The sequence below is a fragment of the Alteromonas australica genome (assembly GCF_000730385.1).
GTDB lineage: Bacteria > Pseudomonadota > Gammaproteobacteria > Enterobacterales > Alteromonadaceae > Alteromonas > Alteromonas australica.
On sequence record NZ_CP008849.1, the window covers coordinates 579750 to 603012 of the forward strand.

18 protein-coding genes and 1 tRNA gene are annotated in these 23263 nt (G+C 46.1%); 13 read left to right on the forward strand and 6 right to left on the reverse strand.

All coding sequences use genetic code 11. The features are described 5' to 3' along the window. Positions 1 to 4: 4 nt before the first annotated feature. Together EP13_RS02495 and rhlB are read right to left on the reverse strand one after the other, a co-directional pair. Complete coding sequence (locus EP13_RS02495; RefSeq protein ID WP_052364251.1) at positions 5 to 1516, reverse strand: Ppx/GppA phosphatase family protein; 1512 nt, start codon at positions 1514 to 1516, stop codon at positions 5 to 7. A gap of 15 nt (positions 1517 to 1531) precedes the next feature. After that, positions 1532 to 2839 (reverse strand): ATP-dependent RNA helicase RhlB, encoded by a 1308-nt coding sequence (gene rhlB, locus EP13_RS02500; protein WP_044055841.1) that lies wholly within the window; start codon positions 2837 to 2839, stop codon positions 1532 to 1534. A gap of 100 nt (positions 2840 to 2939) precedes the next feature. On the opposite strand from rhlB, the gene trxA (EP13_RS02505) reads away from it, so the two are divergent. The 4 genes from trxA (EP13_RS02505) to EP13_RS02520 all read left to right on the forward strand — a co-directional run bounded on the left by trxA (EP13_RS02505) (position 2940) and on the right by EP13_RS02520 (position 9135). Continuing rightward, positions 2940 to 3266, forward strand: coding sequence for a thioredoxin TrxA (gene trxA / locus EP13_RS02505; RefSeq protein WP_044055842.1), 327 nt, complete (start codon positions 2940 to 2942; stop codon positions 3264 to 3266). 265 nt (positions 3267 to 3531) lie between these two features. Beyond that, a complete protein-coding gene (gene rho, locus EP13_RS02510) occupies positions 3532 to 4797 on the forward strand; it encodes a transcription termination factor Rho (protein ID WP_044055843.1) in 1266 nt (421 codons plus the stop codon). A 213-nt stretch (positions 4798 to 5010) separates the two neighbouring features. Next, a complete protein-coding gene (locus EP13_RS02515) occupies positions 5011 to 6300 on the forward strand; it encodes a M20 metallopeptidase family protein (protein ID WP_044055845.1) in 1290 nt (429 codons plus the stop codon). A 3-nt stretch (positions 6301 to 6303) separates the two neighbouring features. Then, positions 6304 to 9135: an ATP-binding protein gene (locus EP13_RS02520; RefSeq protein ID WP_081869419.1), complete on the forward strand. Its 2832-nt coding sequence runs from the start codon at positions 6304 to 6306 to the stop codon at positions 9133 to 9135. On the opposite strand, the gene nhaA is transcribed toward EP13_RS02520, so the two are convergent. Continuing rightward, positions 9097 to 10374 (reverse strand): Na+/H+ antiporter NhaA, encoded by a 1278-nt coding sequence (nhaA, locus tag EP13_RS02525; protein ID WP_044055846.1) that lies wholly within the window; start codon positions 10372 to 10374, stop codon positions 9097 to 9099. The two genes, EP13_RS02520 and nhaA, sit on opposite strands and share 39 nt — an antisense overlap. A gap of 229 nt (positions 10375 to 10603) precedes the next feature. On the opposite strand from nhaA, the gene purE reads away from it, so the two are divergent. The 6 genes from purE (at position 10604) to EP13_RS02555 (ending at position 14773) form a co-directional block, all read left to right on the forward strand. After that, a complete protein-coding gene (gene purE / locus EP13_RS02530) occupies positions 10604 to 11098 on the forward strand; it encodes a 5-(carboxyamino)imidazole ribonucleotide mutase (RefSeq protein ID WP_044055847.1) in 495 nt (164 codons plus the stop codon). Continuing rightward, complete coding sequence (locus EP13_RS02535) at positions 11095 to 12231, forward strand: 5-(carboxyamino)imidazole ribonucleotide synthase (protein WP_044055849.1); 1137 nt, start codon at positions 11095 to 11097, stop codon at positions 12229 to 12231. Before purE ends, EP13_RS02535 begins: the two co-directional genes overlap by 4 nt. 63 nt (positions 12232 to 12294) lie before the next feature. After that, positions 12295 to 12370: transfer RNA gene (locus EP13_RS02540), tRNA-Thr, on the forward strand. Between the two features lie 64 nt (positions 12371 to 12434). Then, on the forward strand, positions 12435 to 12917 hold the full coding sequence (locus EP13_RS02545; protein WP_052364252.1) for a copper chaperone PCu(A)C: 483 nt from the start codon (positions 12435 to 12437) through the stop codon (positions 12915 to 12917). Positions 12918 to 13084: 167 nt separating this feature from the next. Further along, on the forward strand, positions 13085 to 13558 hold the full coding sequence (locus EP13_RS02550; protein WP_044055850.1) for a Dps family protein: 474 nt from the start codon (positions 13085 to 13087) through the stop codon (positions 13556 to 13558). A gap of 93 nt (positions 13559 to 13651) precedes the next feature. Next, a complete protein-coding gene (locus EP13_RS02555) occupies positions 13652 to 14773 on the forward strand; it encodes a PQQ-dependent sugar dehydrogenase (RefSeq protein ID WP_044055851.1) in 1122 nt (373 codons plus the stop codon). Between the two features lie 138 nt (positions 14774 to 14911). Here the strand turns inward: EP13_RS02555 and EP13_RS02560 are convergent, their stop codons facing one another. Together EP13_RS02560 and EP13_RS02565 are read right to left on the reverse strand one after the other, a co-directional pair. Continuing rightward, positions 14912 to 16936 carry a S9 family peptidase gene (locus EP13_RS02560; RefSeq protein ID WP_231497949.1) on the reverse strand — a complete coding sequence of 675 codons (2025 nt, stop codon included), beginning with the start codon at positions 16934 to 16936 and terminating at the stop codon, positions 14912 to 14914. Positions 16937 to 17050: 114 nt separating this feature from the next. After that, complete coding sequence (locus EP13_RS02565; protein ID WP_044055855.1) at positions 17051 to 17386, reverse strand: DUF962 domain-containing protein; 336 nt, start codon at positions 17384 to 17386, stop codon at positions 17051 to 17053. Positions 17387 to 17531: 145 nt separating this feature from the next. Between EP13_RS02565 and trxA (EP13_RS02570) the strand changes: the two genes are divergently transcribed. The 3 genes from trxA (EP13_RS02570) to EP13_RS02580 all read left to right on the forward strand — a co-directional run bounded on the left by trxA (EP13_RS02570) (position 17532) and on the right by EP13_RS02580 (position 21532). After that, complete coding sequence (gene trxA / locus EP13_RS02570) at positions 17532 to 18401, forward strand: thioredoxin (protein ID WP_044055856.1); 870 nt, start codon at positions 17532 to 17534, stop codon at positions 18399 to 18401. 225 nt (positions 18402 to 18626) lie between these two features. Continuing rightward, entirely contained in the window at positions 18627 to 19925 is a 1299-nt protein-coding gene (locus tag EP13_RS02575; protein WP_044055857.1) for an adenylosuccinate synthase, read from the forward strand. Positions 19926 to 20125: 200 nt separating this feature from the next. Next, the gene (locus EP13_RS02580) at positions 20126 to 21532 is read left to right on the forward strand and encodes an aldehyde dehydrogenase family protein (RefSeq protein WP_044055858.1); all 1407 of its coding nucleotides are present in this window, start codon (positions 20126 to 20128) and stop codon (positions 21530 to 21532) included. 49 nt (positions 21533 to 21581) lie between these two features. On the opposite strand, the gene ggt is transcribed toward EP13_RS02580, so the two are convergent. Beyond that, on the reverse strand, positions 21582 to 23255 hold the full coding sequence (gene ggt / locus EP13_RS02585; protein ID WP_044055859.1) for a gamma-glutamyltransferase: 1674 nt from the start codon (positions 23253 to 23255) through the stop codon (positions 21582 to 21584). Between the last annotated feature and the right edge of the window lie 8 nt (positions 23256 to 23263).

Genomic DNA, 23263 nt, shown 5'->3' on the forward strand with positions numbered 1-23263 from the left:
TTTTTTATTCGCAAATGAGCTCCCAGCCAGCTTTATGCTGGAGCCAGATCTCATTGGCTAACTCTGCATTGATGAGTGGGTGGGCTTTCAGCCAACCTTCAGGAAAATGCAGCGTCCAACTTTCGCCATGACATTCAAGTTCAATGTTAGGAATATGTTTGTTTTGGCGGCGTAGGCACAACACCACCGAAATCCTCAAAATACGTAACAGACCCAATAGCATAGGTTGATACTCTGCATGATAGTGAGAAAACGGTGACGGCGCTATAACCAGACGATGCAAGGACACCAGGTCTCGTACCGCGGCGCGTTGCAAGCGGGTAAAGCCAGGTAAATCAATATGGCTTAAAATATAGGCACCGTGCTCGTGGTGTTTTTTGTATTCAATGTGCAAGCCTGTTTCGTGCAAAATAGCCGCCGCGCTCAAAATGGCTTCCGTGTCTAAATGACAAATATCTTGCTGTGAGCACAGTTGATGACATAAAGATAAGGCAACGCCCTTCACCGCATGAGCATGGGACTTATCAATATGATAACGGGCCATGGTTTGGTTTAAGGTTTGTTCGCGACGGTCGTTTTCCTGCACGTTGTCTAACATGCCGTAAATCAAACCTTCCCTTAGTGCCCCACCAGAAATGTTCATGTGCTTAATGTTCAGGCATTCAAACAAACTAATTAGGATGGCAAGCCCAGACGGGAAAATCGCTTTGCGGTTATCTTCTAGGCCCTCAATGTCCAGGTTTTCAATTCGCCCGCACTCAATGCACTGCAATTCTAGATGACGAAGGTAATCTAGACGAATAGCATCGCTAATACCTTGTGCGACTAAAATCTCTGTAATGGCTTGTGGCGTACCGGATGCACCTAAGCAGTTTTCCCAATCAAAACATAAAAAGGCATCGGCTTGAGGTGTAATTAACGCTTTAGCGGCTGCTTTAGCGCGGCGAAAGTTTTCTTCGCCAATCATGCCATTCTCGAAATAGCGTTCCATGAAGGTAACGCAACCCATGTCCAAGCTTTTTAAATGGATGGGTTGCATGTCGTTGCCAATAATAATTTCAGTGCTGGCACCACCAATGTCAATGACCAAGCTATTGCCTTGGTTGGCCGAAGTGTAGGCTACGCCTAAATATATCTGGCGGGCTTCTTCTTCACCGCTAATGACATCGAGCTTGTGCTTTAAAATTTCTTCGGCTTTGCGAATGAAAATGTGAGCATTGGTCGCTAATCTGAGGGTGGCTGTTGCCACCACTTTGATATTGGATGCTGGAATATCTTGCAGGCGTTCTGAGAAAGTTTGCAGGCATTGCCATCCTCGTTCCATACTGATGTCGTCTAAGGCCAAATCATCGTCTAAGCCCGACGCTAACCGTACTTTTTGTTTCACTTTGCCAATAATTTGTACGCTGCCATTGACGACATGCACAATGACCATGTGAAAGCTATTGGAACCCAAATCTACGGCGGCGTAATACTCGCCGTAGCTTTGTGTATCATGTTGAATCTCTGCCTGCATATGTTCTTTTAAACGTTAATTGTTGTTCCCGCGGTGGGAGGGCTTGCCTCTTCCGCGCCCTTTGTTACTTCCTCTACGAGAAGAGTTTCTAGTATTTGGTGTCCGTTTACGACGGGGTTTCGGTGCTGTCACGTCATCAAGTAAAGCACTGCTGTCGTAGTCGGTAACGGGAATAGGGTGCTGAATATACTTTTCGATATCCGGTAAATTCAAGGCATACTTTTCACAAGCGAAACTAATAGCAATACCACTTTGTCCAGCCCGACCTGTACGGCCAATGCGGTGAACGTAGTCTTCAGCATCGTCAGGTAAGTCATAGTTGAACACGTGGGTGACAGCATCAATATGAAGACCCCGTGCCGCGACATCAGTGGCAACTAAAATATCCAGTTTGCCATTCGTGAAGTCTTCCAATATACCCAAGCGTTTCTTTTGCGGAACATCGCCACTCAGCAAGCCTACACGGTGACCATCGGCGGTTAACCAGTCAGTCACTTTTTCGCAGCTGTGCTTTGTATTTGCGAAGACAATGGCCTTGTCTGGCCACTCTTCCTCAAGCAAAGTGAGAAGAAGCAACATTTTATCGTCATCAGACGGATAAAAGAGCTCTTGGCTTACACGGCTTGCGGTGGTTTGCTCAGGGGCAACTTGCACATGGGTAGGGTTGTTCATGTGCTCATACGCCAGTTCTTGTACGCGGTAGCTAAGAGTGGCTGAGAACAACATACTAAGACGTTCGCTAGCGGCAGGCATGCGGCGGAACAAAAACCGGATGTCTTTAATGAAGCCTAAATCGAACATTCTGTCAGCTTCATCAAGCACGGCAACTTGAATATTATTCAGTGAAAATACATTCTGTTTATAATAATCGAGTATGCGCCCTGTCGTACCAATTATAATATCCACCCCTTCTTGAAGGGTTTCTCGTTGACTTTCGTATCCTTCGCCCCCATAAATCAAACCAAGTGACAATCCGGTATGCTCACTGAGCAATTTGGCGTCATTATAGATTTGAACAGCGAGTTCACGGGTGGGGGCCATAATGATGGCTCGAGGGCCTGCAGAATGTGCATCATTGGATTTGCTGTTATCTACATTTTCTGCTTTGCTTAGCAAATGGTGAAATGTAGCGACCAGAAACGCAATGGTTTTACCCGTTCCTGTTTGGGCCTGTCCTGCAATGTCTAAGCCTTCAAGTAAAGGCGGCAGAGCGAGAGCTTGGATAGGCGTACAGTTGTTAAAATTAGCTGCCGTCAAGGCGTCAACCACCTTGCTATTAATCGGCAGGTCGGAAAAATGAGTATCAGTTAAGTGAGTAGGCATAGCTTATAGCTTATCAGTGCTTGCATTAAAAAACAGTTTCTATATAACACTTATGGTTGAGCTGATACAAATCAGCGACAGACCAAAAATGGAGAAAAGAATGAGCGACAAAATTATCCAGTTATCTGACGATAAATTCGAGGCAGATGTTATCAATGCTGAAGGTCCTGTGCTGGTTGACTTCTGGGCCGAGTGGTGTGGCCCCTGTAAAATGATCGCACCTATCTTAGAAGAAGTTGCGAACGAGTTTGAAGGCAAGTTAACAGTTGGCAAGTTGAATGTCGATGAAAATAACGAAACTCCGCCTAAATATGGTATTCGTGGCATCCCAACGTTACTTCTGTTTAAAAACGGTAACGTGGCCGCAACTAAGGTGGGCGCACTTTCAAAAGCGCAACTCACAGAGTTCCTAAACGAAAACCTATAATTTTCGTAATGAGTAAAACCGGTGACGGGTTCACCGGTTTTTTATTTAAATTGCGCAGTTGGGCCTTGGCGCGTAAAAGAAGTTTTCTCTTATTTTTCCCAAGCAAGCTAAAAAAGCTGGACGTTGGTTAAATATAGTGCTAACTTTTCCTCAGCGCTCACCCGAGCAGCATTCTGCTTAGCCCATATCCGGGCGTAATCAATTCTAAACCAGACAGAGTGACTATATAGTCCTGTAACAAGTCCAAGCACAAAGACCCACCAGTATGAATTTAACCGAATTAAAGAATAAACCGATTAGCGAGTTGGTTGCCCTGGCCGAAGAAATGGGCCTCGAGAATATGGCTCGCGCTAGAAAACAAGATATTATTTTCTCGATACTGAAAACTCACGCCAAAGGCGGTGAAGACATTTTCGGTGACGGGGTGTTAGAAATACTGCAGGATGGGTTTGGCTTTCTTCGCTCTGCTGACTCATCCTATTTGGCCGGGCCAGATGATATTTACGTATCACCAAGCCAGATCAGACGCTTTAACCTACGCACGGGTGATACCATTGCTGGGAAAATACGTCCGCCAAAAGACAGTGAACGATATTTTGCGTTGCTAAAAATTCGCGAAGTAAACTTCGACAAGCCAGAAAACTCGCGTAATAAAATCCTTTTTGAGAACCTGACACCGCTTCATGCAGCAGATCGCTTGCGTATGGAACGTGGTAATGGTTCAACCGAAGATATTACTGCTCGCGTATTAGACTTGGCCTCACCTATTGGTCGTGGTCAACGTGGTCTTATCGTAGCGCCACCTAAAGCGGGTAAAACCCTTCTTCTGCAAAACATTGCTCAATCTATTGCTGCTAATCACCCTGAGTGTGAATTAATGGTATTGCTGATTGATGAGCGACCTGAAGAAGTGACAGAGATGCACCGCCTTGTTCAAGGTGAGGTGGTAGCCTCAACCTTTGATGAACCAGCAAGCCGACACGTACAAGTGGCTGAAATGGTGATTGAAAAGGCGAAGCGCCTAGTGGAGCATAAGAAAGACGTTGTTATCTTGCTTGATTCCATTACCCGTTTAGCCCGCGCTTACAACACCGTAATTCCTTCATCAGGGAAGGTGCTTACCGGTGGTGTTGATGCCAATGCATTGCATAAGCCTAAGCGTTTCTTTGGTGCTGCACGTAACGTGGAAGAAGGCGGTAGCTTAACAATTATTGCCACCGCGCTTATCGACACTGGCTCTAAAATGGATGAAGTTATCTACGAAGAGTTTAAAGGTACAGGTAACATGGAACTTCACCTTAATCGCAAAATTGCGGAAAAGCGTGTATTCCCTGCAATTGACTTTAACCGTTCGGGCACCCGTCGAGAAGAACTACTTACCGCTCAAGATGAGCTTCAGAAAATGTGGATACTACGTAAAATTGTCCATGAAATGTCTGAAATTGACGCCATGGAGTTCCTTATTAGTAAGCTCTCTATGACCAAAACGAATGATGAATTCTTCGATGCGATGCGTCGTCAAAAAAGCTAAGAATTTCAAAGTATTGAAAAAGGCGCTTAGGCGCCTTTTTTTGTGCCTGTGGATCAGGTGTCGCGTATCAAAAATCATTTTCATTATACTTCTGTCTAATACTAACTCTCAGTCGAATGGGGTATTTTCAACGTTTAGTTTTGCTTTGACAGTGATGTTTTTCTATACGGGATAGTTTAATCTGAATGTTCCACGTATTTGACGGAATTAGGTATGCATAAAAAAATTATATCACTGACTTTATTAGCTTTTTCTACGCTTTCATTCGCTCAAGATAAGGTCGAAGACCTTGTTTCTCATGTTGAGCCTGACGTCATTAAGTGGCGACACCACTTTCATGAATTTCCTGAATTATCTAATCGAGAATTCAATACAGCCAAGTATATCGCTGACTACCTAAACTCACTGGGTTTTGACGTTCAAACCGGCGTCGCCAAAACTGGTGTTATTGCTATTTTAGACAGCGGAAAACCTGGCCCGGTGGTGGCCTTAAGAGCTGATATGGATGGCTTGCCGGTAAAAGAGCAAAGCAATTTGCCTTACCGCTCTGAGCAAATGGGCGAATACAATGGCAACGAAGTCCCTGTTATGCATGCCTGCGGGCATGATACGCACATGGCCATGCTAATGGGAGCGGCAAAAGTGTTAAGCGAATTGAAGGGTGAGCTCAAAGGTAAAGTGAAGTTTATTTTTCAGCCAGCTGAAGAAGGTGCACCAGCGGGAGAAGCGGGTGGGGCAGAGTTGATGGTAAAAGAAGGGGTGCTTAAGAACCCTGACGTGGATGCGATATTCGGTCTTCACATTAGCTCTAATGCCGATGTGGGCACAATTCGCTATAATTCAGGCGGTACCATGGCGGCGGTAGATCCATTTAAAATCGTGATTCATGGCAAGCAAGCGCACGGGGCCTATCCGTGGAAGAGCGTCGACCCTGTGGTCACTGCAGCCCAAATGATCATGTCGTTACAAACCATTGTTAGTCGTGAAATAAAGCTCATCGATGATGCCGCGGTTGTCACAGTGGGTTCCATTCACGGCGGCAACCGCTCAAATATCATTCCTGATTCTGTGGAGCTTGTAGGCACCATTCGTACACTAAACAGTGCTGCGAGAGAGCATATCTATGACGCCATGGCGCGCAAAGTGAAGGGTATTGCCGACAGTATGGGCGCAAAAGCAACGCTGACGCTGCCATTAGATTTTTCATACCCCATTACCTATAACGACCCTGATTTAACACAGTCGATGCTGCCTACCATGCAACGCACAGCCGGTGTTGAAAACACCATTTTGTCGAAGCCTGTGACAGGAGCCGAAGATTTTTCTTTTTTCCAAGAAAAGGTACCTGGGCTATACGTATGGGTAGGCGGCAAGCCTCTTGATGTGCCTGAAGAAGAAAGTCCTGCTCATCATACGCCAGAGTTTTATGTGGATGATGAAGGGTTGAAGTTAGGCGTGGAACTACTCACCAACTTCACCCTTGATTACATGGCGATGCACTAAATAATGGCATCAGATGCAGTCTCTCGATTTCGTTCCTTCCAGCACAGACTGCCTCTGGCGTTTCACCTTTTCTTCGTTTCGGTTCTGGGCGCAGGTTTAAATGCATTACCTGCCCCGTTTGATAGTACCGGAACCTCTGTATTTGGCGTAGGGGCTGGCGTATATGCCGCCCTTCGTTTTGCGCCAAAACTCGCTATTCCCGTCATTTTATTGATTAGCTTACCCCTGTGGCTAAGCGACGGCAGTATTGTAGGCAAGGAAAGTCTCACCTTATTGCCTATTGTGGTCAGTTTATTTGGCTATCAAAAATCCTTAAAGCAGGTCACCAAGGTAGGCGCTGGGTTTTGGTCGATTGTCTTTTTGCCAATATTGATATTAGAGCACGCGCTATTTGAATCGACTCAGTTTCCCATCATGTTTTCGGGGGCGTTAGTCACTTGGGTTAGTGGCGTATTTGGTTTGGTGTCTGGCCATTTTGCTTACGTAGCAATTAACGGTTTTAGCCTTCAAAAAGACCCCAGTGTAGAGAAAATAAGCCTTCATTTTTTGTTCAGCTACTTTTTCTCAGGTAGCTTTTTTGTTGCCTCAATGGCGGTTATCTATTTGTCTGTTTCGCTTTATCAAAATCAGCAAGAGCAGCAAATAGCCACATACATGAATCAGCGTGTCAGCGTGATGGAGCAGCAAATTGCCCATTTTATATCGTTGCACGAAAACGCCATTAACGTGTCGGCACAAACACTGTCTTCACCAGCGGTGGGCACGAACCGGACTCAGTATTACGCGCAACAACTGACAATACTCGCGTCACATTACCCTGATTTTCTCACTTTCTTAATTGCCGATAAGCAGGGCGATATTTCACACGCTCACCCGCCAAATTTGCTCAACAAAGCGAAAGCGTTAGGGGCGGGCAACGTAGCCTATCGCCCCTACTTCTATGAGGTGATGGAAAGCGGGGCGCCTTTCATTTCCAACGTGTTCCAAGGGCGAGGGTTTGGAAACGACCCCATTATCGCGATTTCTGCGCCCATCTTTGATAGCGAAGGTCAGCCCGTAGGAATTTTGGAAGGCTCTTTGTCGTTAAAGAGCTTTTCTGCGGTAGATAAGTTAAATCTAGGCGGCTTTGGTTTATTGGTTGAAGATCAAAATGGCGATGTTATTTATGCCTCTGACAATTTAGGGCTGGCCCCCTTATCTAAAGCGCCCGTGTATAAGTGTGAGCCACAATGTGACATTAAAATCTCTCAGGGGCCATTAGCTAAATCCTGGTTTGTAGTGAACGGGCAATTAGCCAATGTACCGTGGAAAATCAGCTTCTATTTTGAACACCGATTAATGCTTAATGGCATGAGCGAGTACTTGTTGAAAGACTTGTTTTTGCTGTTGGTATTGTCCTTGTTTGGCACCTTTACCGGTTACCATGTATCAAGAATGCTTGAGTCACCTATTCGACGGTTAATTCGCTACATTGCACAATTTAATCCCACGGCGCAAGAAAATGCCAAATCGTTACCCAATTCTGCGTTGCACATCCAAGAGCTGGCATCCTTAAGCGATGAATTTAGTAGTCTAGAAAGCCGCTTAGTGAGTGCGTTTGATGCGCTAGCCGATGCGACAGCGAAGGAGCAAACACTAAATAAAGCGTTAGCAAAATTAAATCACTCACTTGAGTCGCGTATTCTCGAAAAAACCCAGCACTTAGCGTCTGCACTAGATGAAGCGAAAGCGGCCAGTGTGGCTAAAACCCAATTTTTAGCCAATATGAGCCATGAAATTCGAACGCCAATGAATGGGATCATCGGCTCATGTGAATTGCTGCTTGAAGAGGCGCTGTCAGAAAGTGCTCAGCAGCGTGCGCAAACCATTGCCCAATCAGCCGGTAACCTATTAATGATCTTGGACGCCATTTTGGATTGGTCAAAAATAGAGTCGGGTAAAATGCTTTTCGATGCCCAAGACACCGATGTGGCCACGTTACTTGAAGCCAGTACTACGTTGTATGAATATCAAGCCAGTCAAAAAGGGCTATTTATTCATCTTCAGGTGCACAAAGACTTACCGCGTTCCCTCAAGCTTGATGCAGGGAAACTCAGCCAGGTGGTTAACAATTTAGTCAGTAACGCTATCAAGTTTACCCACAGAGGTAGCATTGAAGTGACGGCTTGGTACGAAGAAGACGCGTTGCATGTTTCAGTTAGCGACACGGGTATTGGTATTCCTCCAGCAAAACTGGCTACCATTTTCGGCCAATTCGAACAAGCTGATGCCTCCACCACCCGAGACTACGGCGGCACCGGCTTAGGCCTAGCTATAAGTCGAGGTTTGGTTGAATTAATGGGTGGCGCTATTGAAGTTGACAGCTTGGAAGGAGAGGGCACACGGTTTAGTTTTTATTTGCCAACGTCGTTGGGTGAACTCGCGGCGTATGAAGATACGAAAGTCACAGCCACACTATCGCCTTCGTTGAAAATTCTCTTAGCAGAAGACAATGACATCAATGCTGAAATAGTCATGAGCATGCTTACCCCATCAAAGGTGAAATGTATCAGGGTTAAAAATGGCGTAGAGGCAGTCGAAGCAGCAGCCAAATACAGTTTCGATGTTATTTTAATGGACTGTCAGATGCCAATAATGGACGGGCTGGAAGCCGCAAGAATCATTCGCCAAAAGGGCAAAAACAAAGATGCGGTAAGGATTATCGCCCTTACCGCCAATGCTTTTTTGGAAGATCGTCAAGCTTGCTTAGCCGCGGGTATGGATGCGCACCTAAGCAAGCCTATTAAAAAGAAAGTGTTATTCGACTGTATTGCCAGTGAGCTTGCTGGCGTTTGACGCCACCGCTTTGGTGTCTTTGTCGTTAGGGTTGCCCATGATATACAGGGCAATGTAACCAAGAATAGCAGACACCAGGGAACCGGCTAAAATCCCCACTCTTTCATCAAACATTTGATTAATCCCCGTTTCCTCGAAGGCTAAGCCGCCAATAAACAGGCTCATAGTAAAACCTACACCACACAACAAGGCGCAACCATAGATATGTTTCATCGATAAATCTCGGGGCAGACTAGCAAGTTTAAGCTTTATCATTAAATAGCAAAAACCGAAGACACCAATTTGCTTGCCCACCACTAAGCCTAAGAAAATACCAAAGGTGACTGGGTGAAAAATGCCTTCTGGGCTGATATTGCCAAAACTGATGCCCGCATTCGCGAAGGCAAAAAGAGGAAGAATGGCAAAACTTACCGTACCATTAAGGCTGTGCTCTAAGCGCGTAACCGGAGAGTATGTTTCATCTTTAGCGTCCCGCATGGGAATAAATGCCGCCAGTACTACCCCGGCCAAGGTAGCGTGCACACCACTTTTAAGCATGGCAACCCAAAGTACAGTGCCGACCAACATGTAAGCGGGAATGTCGACCACGTCCCGGCGGTTCATCTGCCAAAGTAGAACAAGGCAACCCGCCGCTACCAACAATGCCCCTTCCGTAATGTTGTTGGTATAAAAAAGCGCAATAATGACAATAGCGCCAATATCATCAATGATGGCAAGGGTAACCAAAAACACTTTTAAGCTTGCGGGGACTCGGCTACCCAACAACGCCAAAATACCCAATGCAAATGCAATGTCTGTGGCGGCGGGTATAGCCCAGCCGGCAATAGCCACGGGATTATCCCAATTGATGCCTACGTAAATAAGCGCAGGCAATAGCATACCTCCAATGGCACCCGCAGCGGGGAGCACAATATCTTTTGGGTTAGAGAGTTCTCCCTCACAGACTTCCCGCTTCAGTTCTAATCCGACATGGAAAAAGAAAACGGCCATAAAGCCGTCGTTTATCCATAACAATAGAGGTTTGTCTATGGCCCAACTGCCCGCCGAAATTTGCACCGGAAGGCTAACAAGTTGGTCGTACAACGTATCAAGAGGGGAATTGGCAATAATGAGGGCGAGTATCGTTGCTGCCATTAGCAGTATGCCGGGCGCTGCCTCTCTATTGAGAAAATCAGAAACTACCACTTGGACTTCTTCAATGACTTCATCTATCGCATCAGGCTTATGTTCTTTTGACATGGTTTCGCACTCCTTTTTACTTACCCTACCGCCATGCAATCACCTTTACATTCCGCCGCTAAGAGGAAAAAGATAGTGGGTATTTACATTTTTATTAATTATGGTTAATACGGTGCGCCTAATCGTCAAAGATCACTCACGGGGAATCAGTGGGATTTGCTTTTAAATTAGGCTACAATCGCCAGCTTTTCCAAGTTATCCAATTTACCTACCCCTAGAGGATGTCTAGATGGCAAAAGTCGCGATAGTCATGGGTTCAACTTCAGACTGGCCTACCATGCAGCAGGCCGCAAAAATGCTGAAGTCGTTTGGTGTTGAATTTGAAGCAAAAGTGGTGTCTGCGCACAGAACACCAAATTTGTTGGTTGAGTTTGCTGAAGCAGCCGCCGACGAAGGCTTTAGTGCAATTATTGCTGGGGCAGGGGGCGCCGCTCACCTTCCAGGTATGATAGCGGCACACACGCATTTGCCGGTATTTGGTTGCCCGGTTAAATCTAAAGCGCTTAATGGTTTAGACTCCTTACTTTCCATTGTTCAAATGCCAAAAGGGGTTGCTGTGGGGACACTCGCTATTGGTGAAGCGGGGGCGGCCAACGCGGGTCTGTTAGCGGCGCAAGTGGTCGCGTTACAAGAAGAACGTGTTCGCGACGCTGTTATCGCCTTTCGTCAACAGCAAACTGAGACTGTTCTGGCATCAAGTAATAGCTTGGAGTTGGACGAATGAGAGTTGTTGTTTACGGCGCAGGACAATTAGCGCAAATGATGTACCTAGCGGGCTCGCCCTTAGGTATTGAAGTTCAGGCTGTCGACGTAAACAACGATTCAGTTGTTCATCCAGTAAGTAAAACCCCTCTTGATACCACATTAGCGCAAGCATTAGAAAGCGCAGATGCACTTACTGTTGAGTTTGAGCACGTCCCAGAACGCTTACTCGACGAAGCGGCGAAAACCGGTAAGCTTATGCCAGATATCGCCAGTATTTTGGTGGGGGCAGACAGAGTACGAGAGAAAAAATTACTAGACTCAATGCAGGTGCCCAATTGTGAACACCGCATCGTTACACACCCTGACCAGCTAGCTGATTGCGTTGACGCTTTAGGTGATAAACTCATTCTCAAAGCAAGCCGCGATGGTTACGACGGGTATGGTCAGTGGCGTCTTACCGATAAAGCAGATTTACCAAAACTAACCCAAGCCATGAGTCAATTAAACCTCGCTGAGGTTCCCCTTGTGGTTGAAAAAATGATGGCGTTTGACAGAGAACTTTCCCTCATCGGTGTGCGCAATAAGCAAGGTGATATCCGCACGTATCCCTTGGCGGAGAACCTTCATCACCAAGGCCAACTGCACGTTTCAGTAGCGCCTGCGACTCAAGTTGATGATGAGTTACAACGCAAAGCACACGACATCTTTGTAAAGCTTGCTGAAGGGATGGATTACGTGGGTGTGTTAGCCGTGGAGTTATTTCAGTGCGGCGATACATTGCTGGTTAACGAACTGGCACCCCGTGTGCACAACTCAGGGCACTGGACACAATCTGGTGCGGTGACCAGCCAATTTGAAAACCACCTCAGGGCGGTATGCGGTCTTCCTCTTGGAGACACTAGCGCAATTGGGCCAAGTGCCATGGTGAACATCATTGGTTGCAGCAGCTTTTCCAGAGAACTGCTTAGTATTGATGGTAGTCATTTGCATTGGTACGGTAAATCGGTAAGAGAAAAACGCAAAATGGGGCACATTAATGTGACCGCCAAAAGCTATGTTGAATTGGGCGAAAAACTCGAACAACTGGGGCAGTTTTTACCCTTGTCGTTTTTTCCAAAATTAGTTGACGAAGCACAGCGTTTAAAGGCTTGACAATCAAGGTTATCACTATAGAATACGCGTCCGCTGCTTAGGCAGCGGTCATACTTTTAGTGTGCCGACTTAGCTCAGTTGGTAGAGCAACTGACTTGTAATCAGTAGGTCGCCAGTTCGATTCCGGCAGTCGGCACCATTTTTCTTTTTTCTTTCCTATTCCTGTCTTACACTTACTCTCAATTCTTGCTGGGAGTAACGCTATGTTCGTATTTCGCTTTTTTCTTTCGTTTATTGCTATTGGTGCAGCACTACTGATGTTGTTCGGTTGCAACGCTGATGCGAATGAAGACCTAAAAATAACCCAAGGCTATGCCCGTGCCACCTTCCCGATGGCAAAAACGGCGGCAGTTTACTTTACGTTAGAAAACACCACCGAAAAGCCGGTAACATTAACCCGCGTTACAGTGAGTAAAGCCATTGCCTCAGAAGCACAGATTCACACCACGACCATGCAAGGTGACATGATGAAGATGCAGCAACTACAGGATGGCATAAAATTAAATGCTGGCGAAACGGTTGAATTTAGCTCTGGTAGCTATCATGTCATGTTAATGGGGTTAACACAGGGCCTTGAGGAAGGCAGTGAAATAACAATGACATTTCACTTTGATAGTCTTGGTTCACAAACGGTTACGCTGCCTGTGAAAAAGCAGACAATGAAAAATGAGCATCACCATCATTAAAATGTCCGCACGCTCGGCGTTTTATAGCTTGAACCGTTAATCATTATTTTCTATGGGGTTAATTAGTTAATACACTAATCCATCCTCACCTTAATGTAGTATCATAATTATAGATTGTTAATTTATATTTTAATCTGATTTCGGACATCCGAACGAAGGAGTGACTCATGAGTAAGATTGATATTGGTATTTCAGAAAGCGATCGTAATGCGGTAGCGCACGGGCTTAAAAAGCTACTTGCAGACTCATACACGCTTTATCTTCAGACCCATAACTTTCACTGGAATGTGGAAGGGCCACAATTTCGTGAGCTTCATTTGATGTTTGAAGAGCATTACACTGAACTGGCTGAAGCGGTTGATGAAATCGCTGAACGTATTCGTACCCTTGGCGTTGCTGCGCCTGGCACCTATAAATCGTTCGCTGAACTAAGTTCTATCGATGAGGTTGAAGGCGTGCCAGAAGCGTCTGAAATGGTTGGACTACTTACTCATGGTCATGAGCAAGTGGTGAAAACATGCCGTGATTCTCTGAAGTTGGCTCAAGATGCTGACGATGAGTCATCAGCTGCACTTATTGGTGATCGCATGCGTGTGCACGAAAAGACCGCGTGGATGCTTCGTGCTATGCTTCCAAGATAATACACCGCACTTCTGCGTGCCTCGATAAGTGAACCTGAACAGGGTAACATAGCGTAAGATCAACAACGCTTAATAACCACAGGTTCAAATAGTATGGCGCGTACATTTAGACACTTGCTATTAGTTGCAAGCACAGCGCTGGCTGGGACATCCCTGCCAGCGCATTCACACCAAGACTCCGATCATGTTCACCTTGAAAGCACCACGTTAGCCGAAGGGCTAGTGCACCCATGGGGGATGGCATTCTTGCCAAGCGGTGACCTCGTGGTGACAGAACGTGCTGGTGGGATCCGTGTTCTCAAAAAAGACGCTACGCTAACGCCGCGTCTCAGCAATGTGCCAGAGGTGGCCGCCGTGAATCAAGGGGGGATGCTAGACATTACCCTAGATCCTGATTTCGAAGACAATAACACCCTCTATTTTTGTTTCAGTCAGCCCGGTGAAGGTGGCAGTAGCAGCAGTGTAGCTCGCGCAACCTATGCCGATAATGGCCTTTCTGATGTTTCTGTTATCTTTAGTGCTGCCCCGCTTATCGACAATGGTTTTCACTTTGGTTGTCGCCTTACATTTGATAATGAAGGGAAGTTATTTGTTACTCTTGGCGACAGATACAAGTACATGGACGAAGCGCAAAATACCAATAACCACTTTGGTACCATAGTGCGTATCAATAGCGATGGCACAGTACCTACAGACAATCCATTCACAGAGGGCGACGCGCCTGAAGTTTTCAGCTATGGCCATAGAAATGTGCAGGGCGTCACTGTGCACCCGCAAACCGGTAAAGTGTGGGCAATGGAGCATGGTCCTAAAGGTGGCGATGAAGTTAATCTGATTAACAAAGGCGCCAATTACGGTTGGCCGGTCATTACCTATGGTATTGACTACAGTGGGGAGGTCATTAGTGATAAAACTCACAAAGAAGGAATGGCACAGCCGTGGTTATATTGGGACCCTTCTATCGCACCAAGTGGCATGGCGTTTTACACCGGAGATATGTTTCCAGAATGGGAAGGGGACTTATTAGTAGGCTCATTGAAATTTACCCATTTAAGACGGGTAGAAGTAAACAATGGTCAGCCTGCTGACCAGCATGAATATCTGCGCGATAACGGTGAACGAATTCGAGATGTCGAGATTGCACCTGACGGCGCAATCTATTTGCTAACCGATGCCCCTAATGGGAAAGTGATCAAACTGACTCGGGCAAAATAAGCGTACACGTTGAAAGCGTGCTACAAAATAGAAGGGGCAAGGAGTTGTTATCATCCTCGCCCCTTTTTCTATCCTGCTTTTCATGCGTATAGTGAAAGCAGACGGCGATGTTTACACGTTGCTGTGTCTAGGAAAACCTTAACTTTCGGGTTTATCCTCCGTGCGATAGCGTTCAAACCATGCCAAAATATTGCCTACCTTTTGTATAAGCCTAGAAGGCTTACTCGCAATACCGTGAGACGCACCAGGAATACGAACCATAGCCGCATCAACCCCGCGTAGCTTTAGCGCTTGATAATACTGCTCTGACTCACTTATTGGCGTACGATAATCCGCTTCCCCTGTAAGCAGAAGTGTTGGAGTTTCTACATTCCCCACTAAAGATAAGGGGCTTCTTTTCCATAACTTGTCAGCAATTTTCCACGGCATATCTGCCATCCAGTACTGGCTGAAAAAAGGGTACGCATCAGCCGTGAGGGCAAAGCTCATCCAATTAATCACAGGTTTAGCGACAACGGCCGCGGCAAAACGATTTGTTTTGCCAATGGACCAGGCTGTTAATACACCACCGCCGGAGCCCCCAGTAATAAAGAGTTGCTTACTATCTATATAATTGTTTGCCACCATGGTGTCTACCACGTCCATTAAGTCGTCGTAGTCTTGAGAAGGGTAATTGTGGTGAATTAAGTTACCAAATTCGCTGCCATAGGATGAACTACCCCTAGGGTTAGACCATACCACCACGTAGCCTTTCGCAGCCATAAGCTGTATCTCAAGTGAGAAATGCGGTCCGTACGCGGCATGGGGGCCACCGTGGATCTCCAGTATTAGTGGGTATTTTTTACTGCTATCGAAGTTAGGTGGGTACGCCACCCAGGCATCAATTTCGCGCTCGTCATAAGAGGATACCACCGAGAGGTCTTCCACCTTGGCCATGGTTAAATGGTTAAGGGCATCGTCGTTTAATGTGGTCAGTTGACTGTCTTGCTTGCCTTTGCGATACAGCATTAAATCGGCGGGGCGAGTGCGAGACGCTTGGGTATATACAATTGACCCGTTACGGCTTAATGCAAAATCCCCTGATGTATAGGGACGTCCAAACGATTGGCCGCCTAGGCTCACGTCAATGGGCTTTATATCCCCTTTTAAGTTCACAGCAGCAAGGGTATTTTCACCCTGATCTAAATAAGAAAAAATAATCCCTTTGCTATCGTGTCGCCACACAAACTTACCCAAGGTTCTGTCTAAGGATTCCGTTAAGCGAACCATTTCTTTCGTCTTAAGGTTCATTACCATGAGGTCATCGATTTGATAGGCCATCTTGTTGTCAATAACATGGCTAAATGCTAACCATTTCCCGTCAGGGCTAATAGCTGGGCCATACTCTGGGCCTTCAAGGTCAGTAACCTGTTCCACGTCGCCACTATTAATTGAAACTTTATAGATAGCACTGCGCAATGGGTGCAGGGCGAAATCTTCAGCTCTGTCGGCCGCAAAATAGAGGGCTTGGTTGTCATGGCTAAAGGCTAGCGTCCCCCCATTTGAAAAAGCACCTTGGGTGAGTTGTCTTGGTGTGCCACCCTCAACCGGTAAAATATAAATTTGCTCAAAGCCTGCTTTTGCATACCCTTGGCCGTCTGAACGATATTGCACATTCTCAATATACGTGGCTTGTTCTGCCCATGATGCGCCCTTCGGCTTTTTGGGCATATCACTGAACAGGGGTTTCGATGTGTGAGGGGTAAATAAGGTGAAGGCTAGCTGCTTACCATCATGAGACCAAGTCAGGTTGCGTGGAGTTTCAGAAACATTCGTTAACGGGATGCTTTGTTGCGTATCTATATAATATAAAAATAACTGAGTGCGCCCATTGACGCTTTGAGTAAAAGCAATTTTATCTTTTGTGGGTGCCAGCGTCGCTTGAGATACCGAGCTTTTATTTGCAAGAAATGGGCGGTGAGTGCCGTCTTTTATATTAACTTGCCATAATGCAGAGCGCCGACTATCTCGCATAATGTCCATGCTTTGCCTAGCGTAAACCAGCGTATGATCATCAATGAAAAAAGGCGATGCTGGGAATTCTAGATTAAAGGTGTCTTCGAGCGAAAGTGTGGTGGGAAGTTGTGCATTGGATTGTGTCGGTAGGCTTAATAAAAATACCATAGCCCCTATTACCCATGCAAAGCGTGAGTTTGCCATGTCGCTTTCCTTTTTATTTAAATGATGTTGACTGTTACCTTCACCAGGACAGCTTTTTATCTCATTCGTCGCTACGCATTAATCATGACGAGATAAACTTACCTTACCAAAAAGAATGTCTTTAAACATAACCCAGTCACCCAATAAGCTGTAAAGCGGGTGGCGGAAGGTAGCCGGTCTGTTTTTCTCATAGAAGAAGTGCCCAACCCACGCGAAGCCGTAACCTACCACGGGAATCAACCACAGAAGGGCGAGGTTTCCTTCTGCTATGCTAGTAACAATCACTGCGATGACGAGCCAAGAGCCGACAAAATGCAGACGCCGACATATAGGATTAGCATGTTCGTTTAAATAGTAGGGGTAAAACTCGGCGAAGGTTTCAAACTGTTTGCGTGTTTGTGAGGTTGCAGACATGGTGATCTCCAGTAGTTGAAGTTTGAATTTAACACTAATTTTACAACTTTAGCTAGGCAAAGTCCCTTTTCTGCATAAAGGTTGTTTTTTGTGTATATTCGCCCCATATTCTTTTTAAAAATTTAATCGGTTAAAAGGTCTGTTTATGGATAACCTTGTTGCAAATCCCGCTGCAACCATCGTCGACATCACGATAGAAAATTTTCAGCAAATTATCGTTGAAGCCTCGCAAGAAAAGCTGGTTCTTATAGATTTTTGGGCAGATTGGTGTGAACCCTGTAAAGATCTCATGCCAATTTTAGAAAAATTGGCAGGTGAATATGCACAGCACATGATTCTTGCAAAAGTAGATTGTGAGGCACAACAGGAGGTTGCTGGACAATTTGGCATCCGTAGCCTGCCCACAGTGATGGTGGTTCAAAATGGGCAACCGGTAGATGGGTTCGCCGGGGTTCAGCCTGAAGCACAAATTCGTGAAATGCTAGCAAAGTATTTACCTAGCCCAGAAACAGAGCACCTCGCGGCAGCAGGAAAGGCTATTCAAGCTGGCGATTATGCCTCAGCATTACCTGAGGCAAAACAAGCACTGGAAATTAACGCCGATAATATCGACGCGAAATATATGCTTATTGATTGCTACATTGAGACGGGCTCAGTATCGCAGGCGAAAACAGCGCTAGAAGAAATTAAGCTGGTGGACCAAGATGCACGTTATCAAACCTTAGTGGGCAAAGTAGAATTAGCGGAACAAGCCGCAGATACACCGGAAATTAGAAACTTGCAGGCGGCGGTTAAAGAAAACCCAGACGATTTGCAGCTCAAAGTGGATTTAGCCATTCAATTGCATCAGGCTAACAAAGCCGATGAAGCGTTGCCTTTATTATTTGGCGTATTGAAACAAGAGCTCAGTTTTGGTGATGCCCGTAAGGTTATGCTAGACATGATTGGTGCATTAGCCGATGGCGACCCATTAAAATCTGAGTTTAGACGTAAAGTGTATGGATTACTGTACTAATCACACACTAGGAAAGGCGCGAAAGCGCCTTTTTTGTTCCAACTAGATTTAATTTACTCGTCCTAAAAGCCTCCTTAAAAAGTGCCCCTATTGTTTATTTTTACAGCGATGAAAAATAAATCATTTGAGTAAACAAACAATTGCTGTATTTTTGTGCGAAAAACAGATGATCCTTTGCGCATAATTTTGTAGAATCCTCGCCTAATTTTTTTACACATATGATTCATGGCAAAGAACGTTGTGGTACTCGGCACCCAATGGGGTGACGAGGGTAAAGGCAAGGTCGTAGACCTACTCACTGATCGTGCAAAATACGTAGTTCGCTATCAAGGCGGGCATAATGCAGGTCACACTCTAGTCATTGACGGTGAAAAAACTGTCCTTCACTTAATCCCTTCTGGCATTTTACGCAGTAACGTTACCTGTATTATTGGTAATGGCGTGGTATTAAGCCCAGACGCACTAATGAAAGAAATCACTATGCTTGAAGAGCGTGGGGTTCCAGTGCGTGAGCGCCTAAAAATTAGTGAAGCCTGCCCGTTAATTCTTCCTTATCACATTGCCCTTGATGTTGCTCGGGAAAAAGCCCGTGGCGCTAAGGCGATTGGTACAACGGGGCGCGGAATTGGGCCAGCGTACGAAGACAAAGTAGCCCGCCGTGGTTTACGTGTTGGTGATTTGTTCAACGCAGAAGATTTTGCGGCCAAGCTGAAAGAAGTGCTCGATGTGCATAACTTTACGCTTACTCAATACTACGGTGAAGACGCTGTAGACTTCGATGAAACCCTTAAAGGCGCTATGGCCGTAGCAGATATCCTCAAAGCAATGGTCGTGGATGTAACAGACGAACTAGATAAAGCCCATAAAGCGGGCCTTCCTATTATGTTTGAAGGCGCACAGGGCACGTTACTTGATATCGACCACGGTACCTATCCATATGTAACCTCATCGAACACAACGGTAGGTGGTGTTGCTACAGGCGCGGGTTTTGGCCCTCTTAAGCTTGATTATGTTCTGGGTATTGTTAAAGCCTACACTACGCGAGTAGGTTCTGGCCCATTCCCTACGGAATTAGATTGTGATGTAGGTCAACACCTTGGTGTGAAAGGGCATGAATTTGGTGCGACTACCGGCCGTAAACGCCGAACTGGTTGGTTTGACGCGGTTGCAATGAAGCGTGCAGTGCAAATCAACTCTATTACCGGTTTCTGCCTAACGAAGCTCGATGTACTTGATGGTCTAGACGCATTGCAAATTTGTGTGGGCTATAAAGATGCTGATGGCAACGTGAAAGACGTACCTCCCATGGCCGCAGACGGTTACGATAAAGTGACTCCTGTGTATGAAGAAATGCCGGGTTGGAGTGAAACCACTTATGGTGTGACTTCCTATGATGCGCTACCAAAAGCAGCAAAGAATTATATTCAGCGTTTAGAGCACCTAACCGGTGTACCAGTTGATATTGTATCGACAGGGCCTGATCGAAACGAAACTATCGTTTTGCGACATCCTTACGACGCTTAATCAATCATTACGCAATTAAAAGCCCAGCCGTTAAACGCTGGGCTTTTTTGTTTCTTCCCTTTTTATCCTCGCTCTAATATCAATGCTGTTGTTAAATCATTATTAACATTTTTATTGTGATGTTCTTTATTACCCATATTAAGATAAGATGCGTATAAGGTTTTACTCGTTTTACCTATTGACGATTGATGGAGCAAATTATGCCAATGAGACCATCCTTACAAGCTGTGCATGCAGGCGTGTGCTACCTTGATAAAGTAGAAAAGTTAAAGGCCAGTTTTGAAACGGGTAAAACGCGCTCTATTGAATGGCGGCGTAATCAACTCTTAGCCCTTAAACGGTTGTTGGAAGAAAACCAACACGATCTACTTGCCGCGCTAAAGTCTGATTTAGGCAAATGTGAAACAGAAGCCGTGGTATCTGAGCAAGGCTTCCTCCTTTCCGATATAGACCATACTCTCAAGCACCTTGCTAAATGGATGCAGGTACGTAAAGTGTCTACCCCTTTGGTGGCTTGGCCAGGTAAAAGCTTTCAACAACCAGAGCCTCTCGGAACAGTACTCATCATGGGGGCATGGAACTATCCGCTACAATTACTCTTAGCGCCTTATGTGGCCGCATTAGCTGCCGGTAATTGTGCGGTTCTGAAGCCCTCAGAGCTAGCAGAAGATACTTCAGCGCTAATTGCGCGCCTGATACCGCAATATATGGATACCACCTGTGTCGAGGTCGTAGAGGGGGGGAAAGATGAAAGTACGGCCCTGTTAGCGTGCCAATGGGATCATATTTTCTATACTGGCGGCGAGGCCGTGGGCAAGATTGTGATGACAGCAGCCGCCCGTCACTTGACACCTGTAACCCTAGAGCTTGGTGGCAAGAGCCCTTGCTATGTTGATAAAAATACCAACCTCAAAACCACCGCACGTAGGCTGGTATGGGGGAAATGGATGAATGCAGGGCAAACCTGTATTGCACCCGATTACGTCTTGGTTGAAAGTGGATTTGAGCACAAATTAATAGATGCCATTAAAAAGGAACTTAAATCCCAATATTCTAAGGATCCGTTGAATTCGAGAGACTACGGGAACATTATTAATCACCGTCATTTCTCTCGCCTTCAACGTTATTTAGAAGACGTTAATGTCATTTATGGGGGGCAAGTAGACCCTGAACGTCCCGCCATGGCACCCACATTAGTGTTAGAGCCTGCTGAAAACTCCGCCCTTATGAGCGACGAAATTTTTGGGCCTATTCTGCCGATTATCACGGTGGCGTCTGTTGACCATGCTATTCGTTTTATCAATGCACGACCTAAACCGCTAGCGCTCTATGCATTTAGTGACGACGATAACGTGCTAGACCATATAATTGCTAATACGAGCTCGGGGAGTGTATGTACCAATGACACCATGTTATTCATGACAAACCCCGAACTTCCCTTTGGCGGCGTGGGGAATAGCGGCATGGGGCAGTATCACGGGCAGGCAGGCTTCGATACATTTAGCCATATTAAGACCGTTATGAAACGTGGCTTCGCCCTTGATGTACCTTTTCGATATGCGCCTTTCTCAAAACTAAAATTAGCCTTGCTAAAACGCTTTCTTTAATGGTGACTTCCCCGCCGCTACAGTCAGCGGGGAGAGGGAAGCTAACCGGCTAACGAACCATGCTTTTGCCACGGCCACTGGCCTCTGATGCTGCTTCTAGGCCTTGGTGTGTTCGCTTAATAAGATGTAGATCACCAAAACGCCGTTGGTCTATTACGTAACCTCGTTGCTTAAGCTGCTGAACGTCACTGTCTAAAAAGCCGTCGTGCATTCTTATCGTATCCTTGGGCAGTAGTTGGTGATGAAAGCGCGGAGCATTCACGGCGTCTTCTGCTGTCATATCAAACAAAAGCGCGTTTAACAAAGATTGTGTCACCGAAGAGATAATTGTGGTTCCACCTGGCGAGCCGGTGACTAATACCACGTCGTTGCCTTCTTTCACCAAAGTGGGTGTCATAGAAGAAAGCATACGCTTATAGGGAGCAATGGCATTTGCTTCACCGCCTACTGCGCCAAAAAAGTTGGGTACGCCGGGTTTTGCGCTAAAGTCGTCCATTTCATCATTAAGTAAGAAGCCTGCTCCAGACACCACAACCCCACTGCCAAAGGTAAGGTTAATGGTGGTGGTGTTGGCGACCGCGTTGCCCCAGCGGTCTAAAATAGAGAAATGGGTGGTATCTTCACTTTCCTTTAGACCCGGCTTAATATCTTCTGTCACTGAAATTTCGTGGAGATTGATTGCTTTTGCGCGGGCGTCAATATAGTCAGGTGCTATAAGCGCGTTGACGGGGACGTTCACAAAATCAGGATCACCCATATATTGTGCTCTATCCGCAAAAACCCGCTTACCAATTTCAGACATAACATGAATGTAGTCTAGGCTATTATGCTTCAGGCTTGTTGAAGGCGTTGCCATCGTGGTGTAGGCGTCGAGCATGCCAATCCATTGCGCCACTGCAACCCCACCAGAACTGGGCGGGGGCGCAGTCACTAAGGTGTAATCTTGCCATTGATAGGTGAGGGGAGCGCGCCACACTGCGTGATAGGCTTGTAAGTCGTCATGGGTGATAAGCCCCCCATTATTTTGCATAAAAGAAACGATTTTCTCGGCCACCTCACCTCGGTAAAAACCGTCTTTTCCCTGTGCTTGAATATGTTTTAGGGTGGTGGCTAGCTCAGGTTGGGTAAAGCGTGTATTCGCTTTGGCTTGTGAAAAATAATGCGCAAAATTCCCTTTTAGTCCCTGTTCTTCGGTTTTCTCTATATACCATGCGATGTTATCTGATAGCTTTTTAGGTACGATAAAGCCCTCTTCAGCAAGGGAAACCGCAGGTTCAAGCAACCGTTCCCAGGGTAAGCTGCCGTACTTTTTGTGTGCTGCCCACATTCCCGCAACCGTTCCAGGTATGCCTGAGGCTTTAGCACCGAATAATGACTCGTAAGGCTTTACGTTACCCTCATTGTCTAGATACATGTCTCTATGCGCGTTAGCCGGTGCCATTTCGCGGTAGTCAAGGAAGTCGTTTTCGCCTTCAAATGCGATGGTCATGAACCCGCCGCCGCCGATATTGCCCGCTTCTGGTAGCGTCACGGCCAAGACGAACTGCGCTGCAATTGCTGCATCTACCGCGTTTCCGCCTTCCTCTAATACCGCCATTGCCGCGTCTGCACTGAAAGAGTCAGGCATCGCAACGGCCTGCTGATACACCTGTGTAGTCGCTTGGTTATGACTACAGGCGGTGACCACGATTACCGTTAATATTAATGCAAAGATACGTGCCATTAAGACTG

Bases quoted from the DNA above. Each gene is read 5' to 3' on its own strand.
- EP13_RS02495 (WP_052364251.1), bottom strand. From the start codon at position 1,516: ATGCAGGCAGAGATTCAACATGATACACAAAGCTACGGCGAGTATTAC.
- rhlB (WP_044055841.1), bottom strand. From the start codon at position 2,839: ATGCCTACTCACTTAACTGATACTCATTTTTCCGACCTGCCGATTAAT.
- trxA (WP_044055842.1), top strand. From the start codon at position 2,940: ATGAGCGACAAAATTATCCAGTTATCTGACGATAAATTCGAGGCAGAT.
- rho (WP_044055843.1), top strand. From the start codon at position 3,532: ATGAATTTAACCGAATTAAAGAATAAACCGATTAGCGAGTTGGTTGCC.
- EP13_RS02515 (WP_044055845.1), top strand. From the start codon at position 5,011: ATGCATAAAAAAATTATATCACTGACTTTATTAGCTTTTTCTACGCTT.
- EP13_RS02520 (WP_081869419.1), top strand. From the start codon at position 6,304: ATGGCATCAGATGCAGTCTCTCGATTTCGTTCCTTCCAGCACAGACTG.
- nhaA (WP_044055846.1), bottom strand. From the start codon at position 10,374: ATGTCAAAAGAACATAAGCCTGATGCGATAGATGAAGTCATTGAAGAA.
- purE (WP_044055847.1), top strand. From the start codon at position 10,604: ATGGCAAAAGTCGCGATAGTCATGGGTTCAACTTCAGACTGGCCTACC.
- EP13_RS02535 (WP_044055849.1), top strand. From the start codon at position 11,095: ATGAGAGTTGTTGTTTACGGCGCAGGACAATTAGCGCAAATGATGTAC.
- EP13_RS02545 (WP_052364252.1), top strand. From the start codon at position 12,435: ATGTTCGTATTTCGCTTTTTTCTTTCGTTTATTGCTATTGGTGCAGCA.
- EP13_RS02550 (WP_044055850.1), top strand. From the start codon at position 13,085: ATGAGTAAGATTGATATTGGTATTTCAGAAAGCGATCGTAATGCGGTA.
- EP13_RS02555 (WP_044055851.1), top strand. From the start codon at position 13,652: ATGGCGCGTACATTTAGACACTTGCTATTAGTTGCAAGCACAGCGCTG.
- EP13_RS02560 (WP_231497949.1), bottom strand. From the start codon at position 16,936: ATGGTATTTTTATTAAGCCTACCGACACAATCCAATGCACAACTTCCC.
- EP13_RS02565 (WP_044055855.1), bottom strand. From the start codon at position 17,386: ATGTCTGCAACCTCACAAACACGCAAACAGTTTGAAACCTTCGCCGAG.
- trxA (WP_044055856.1), top strand. From the start codon at position 17,532: ATGGATAACCTTGTTGCAAATCCCGCTGCAACCATCGTCGACATCACG.
- EP13_RS02575 (WP_044055857.1), top strand. From the start codon at position 18,627: ATGGCAAAGAACGTTGTGGTACTCGGCACCCAATGGGGTGACGAGGGT.
- EP13_RS02580 (WP_044055858.1), top strand. From the start codon at position 20,126: ATGCCAATGAGACCATCCTTACAAGCTGTGCATGCAGGCGTGTGCTAC.
- ggt (WP_044055859.1), bottom strand. From the start codon at position 23,255: ATGGCACGTATCTTTGCATTAATATTAACGGTAATCGTGGTCACCGCC.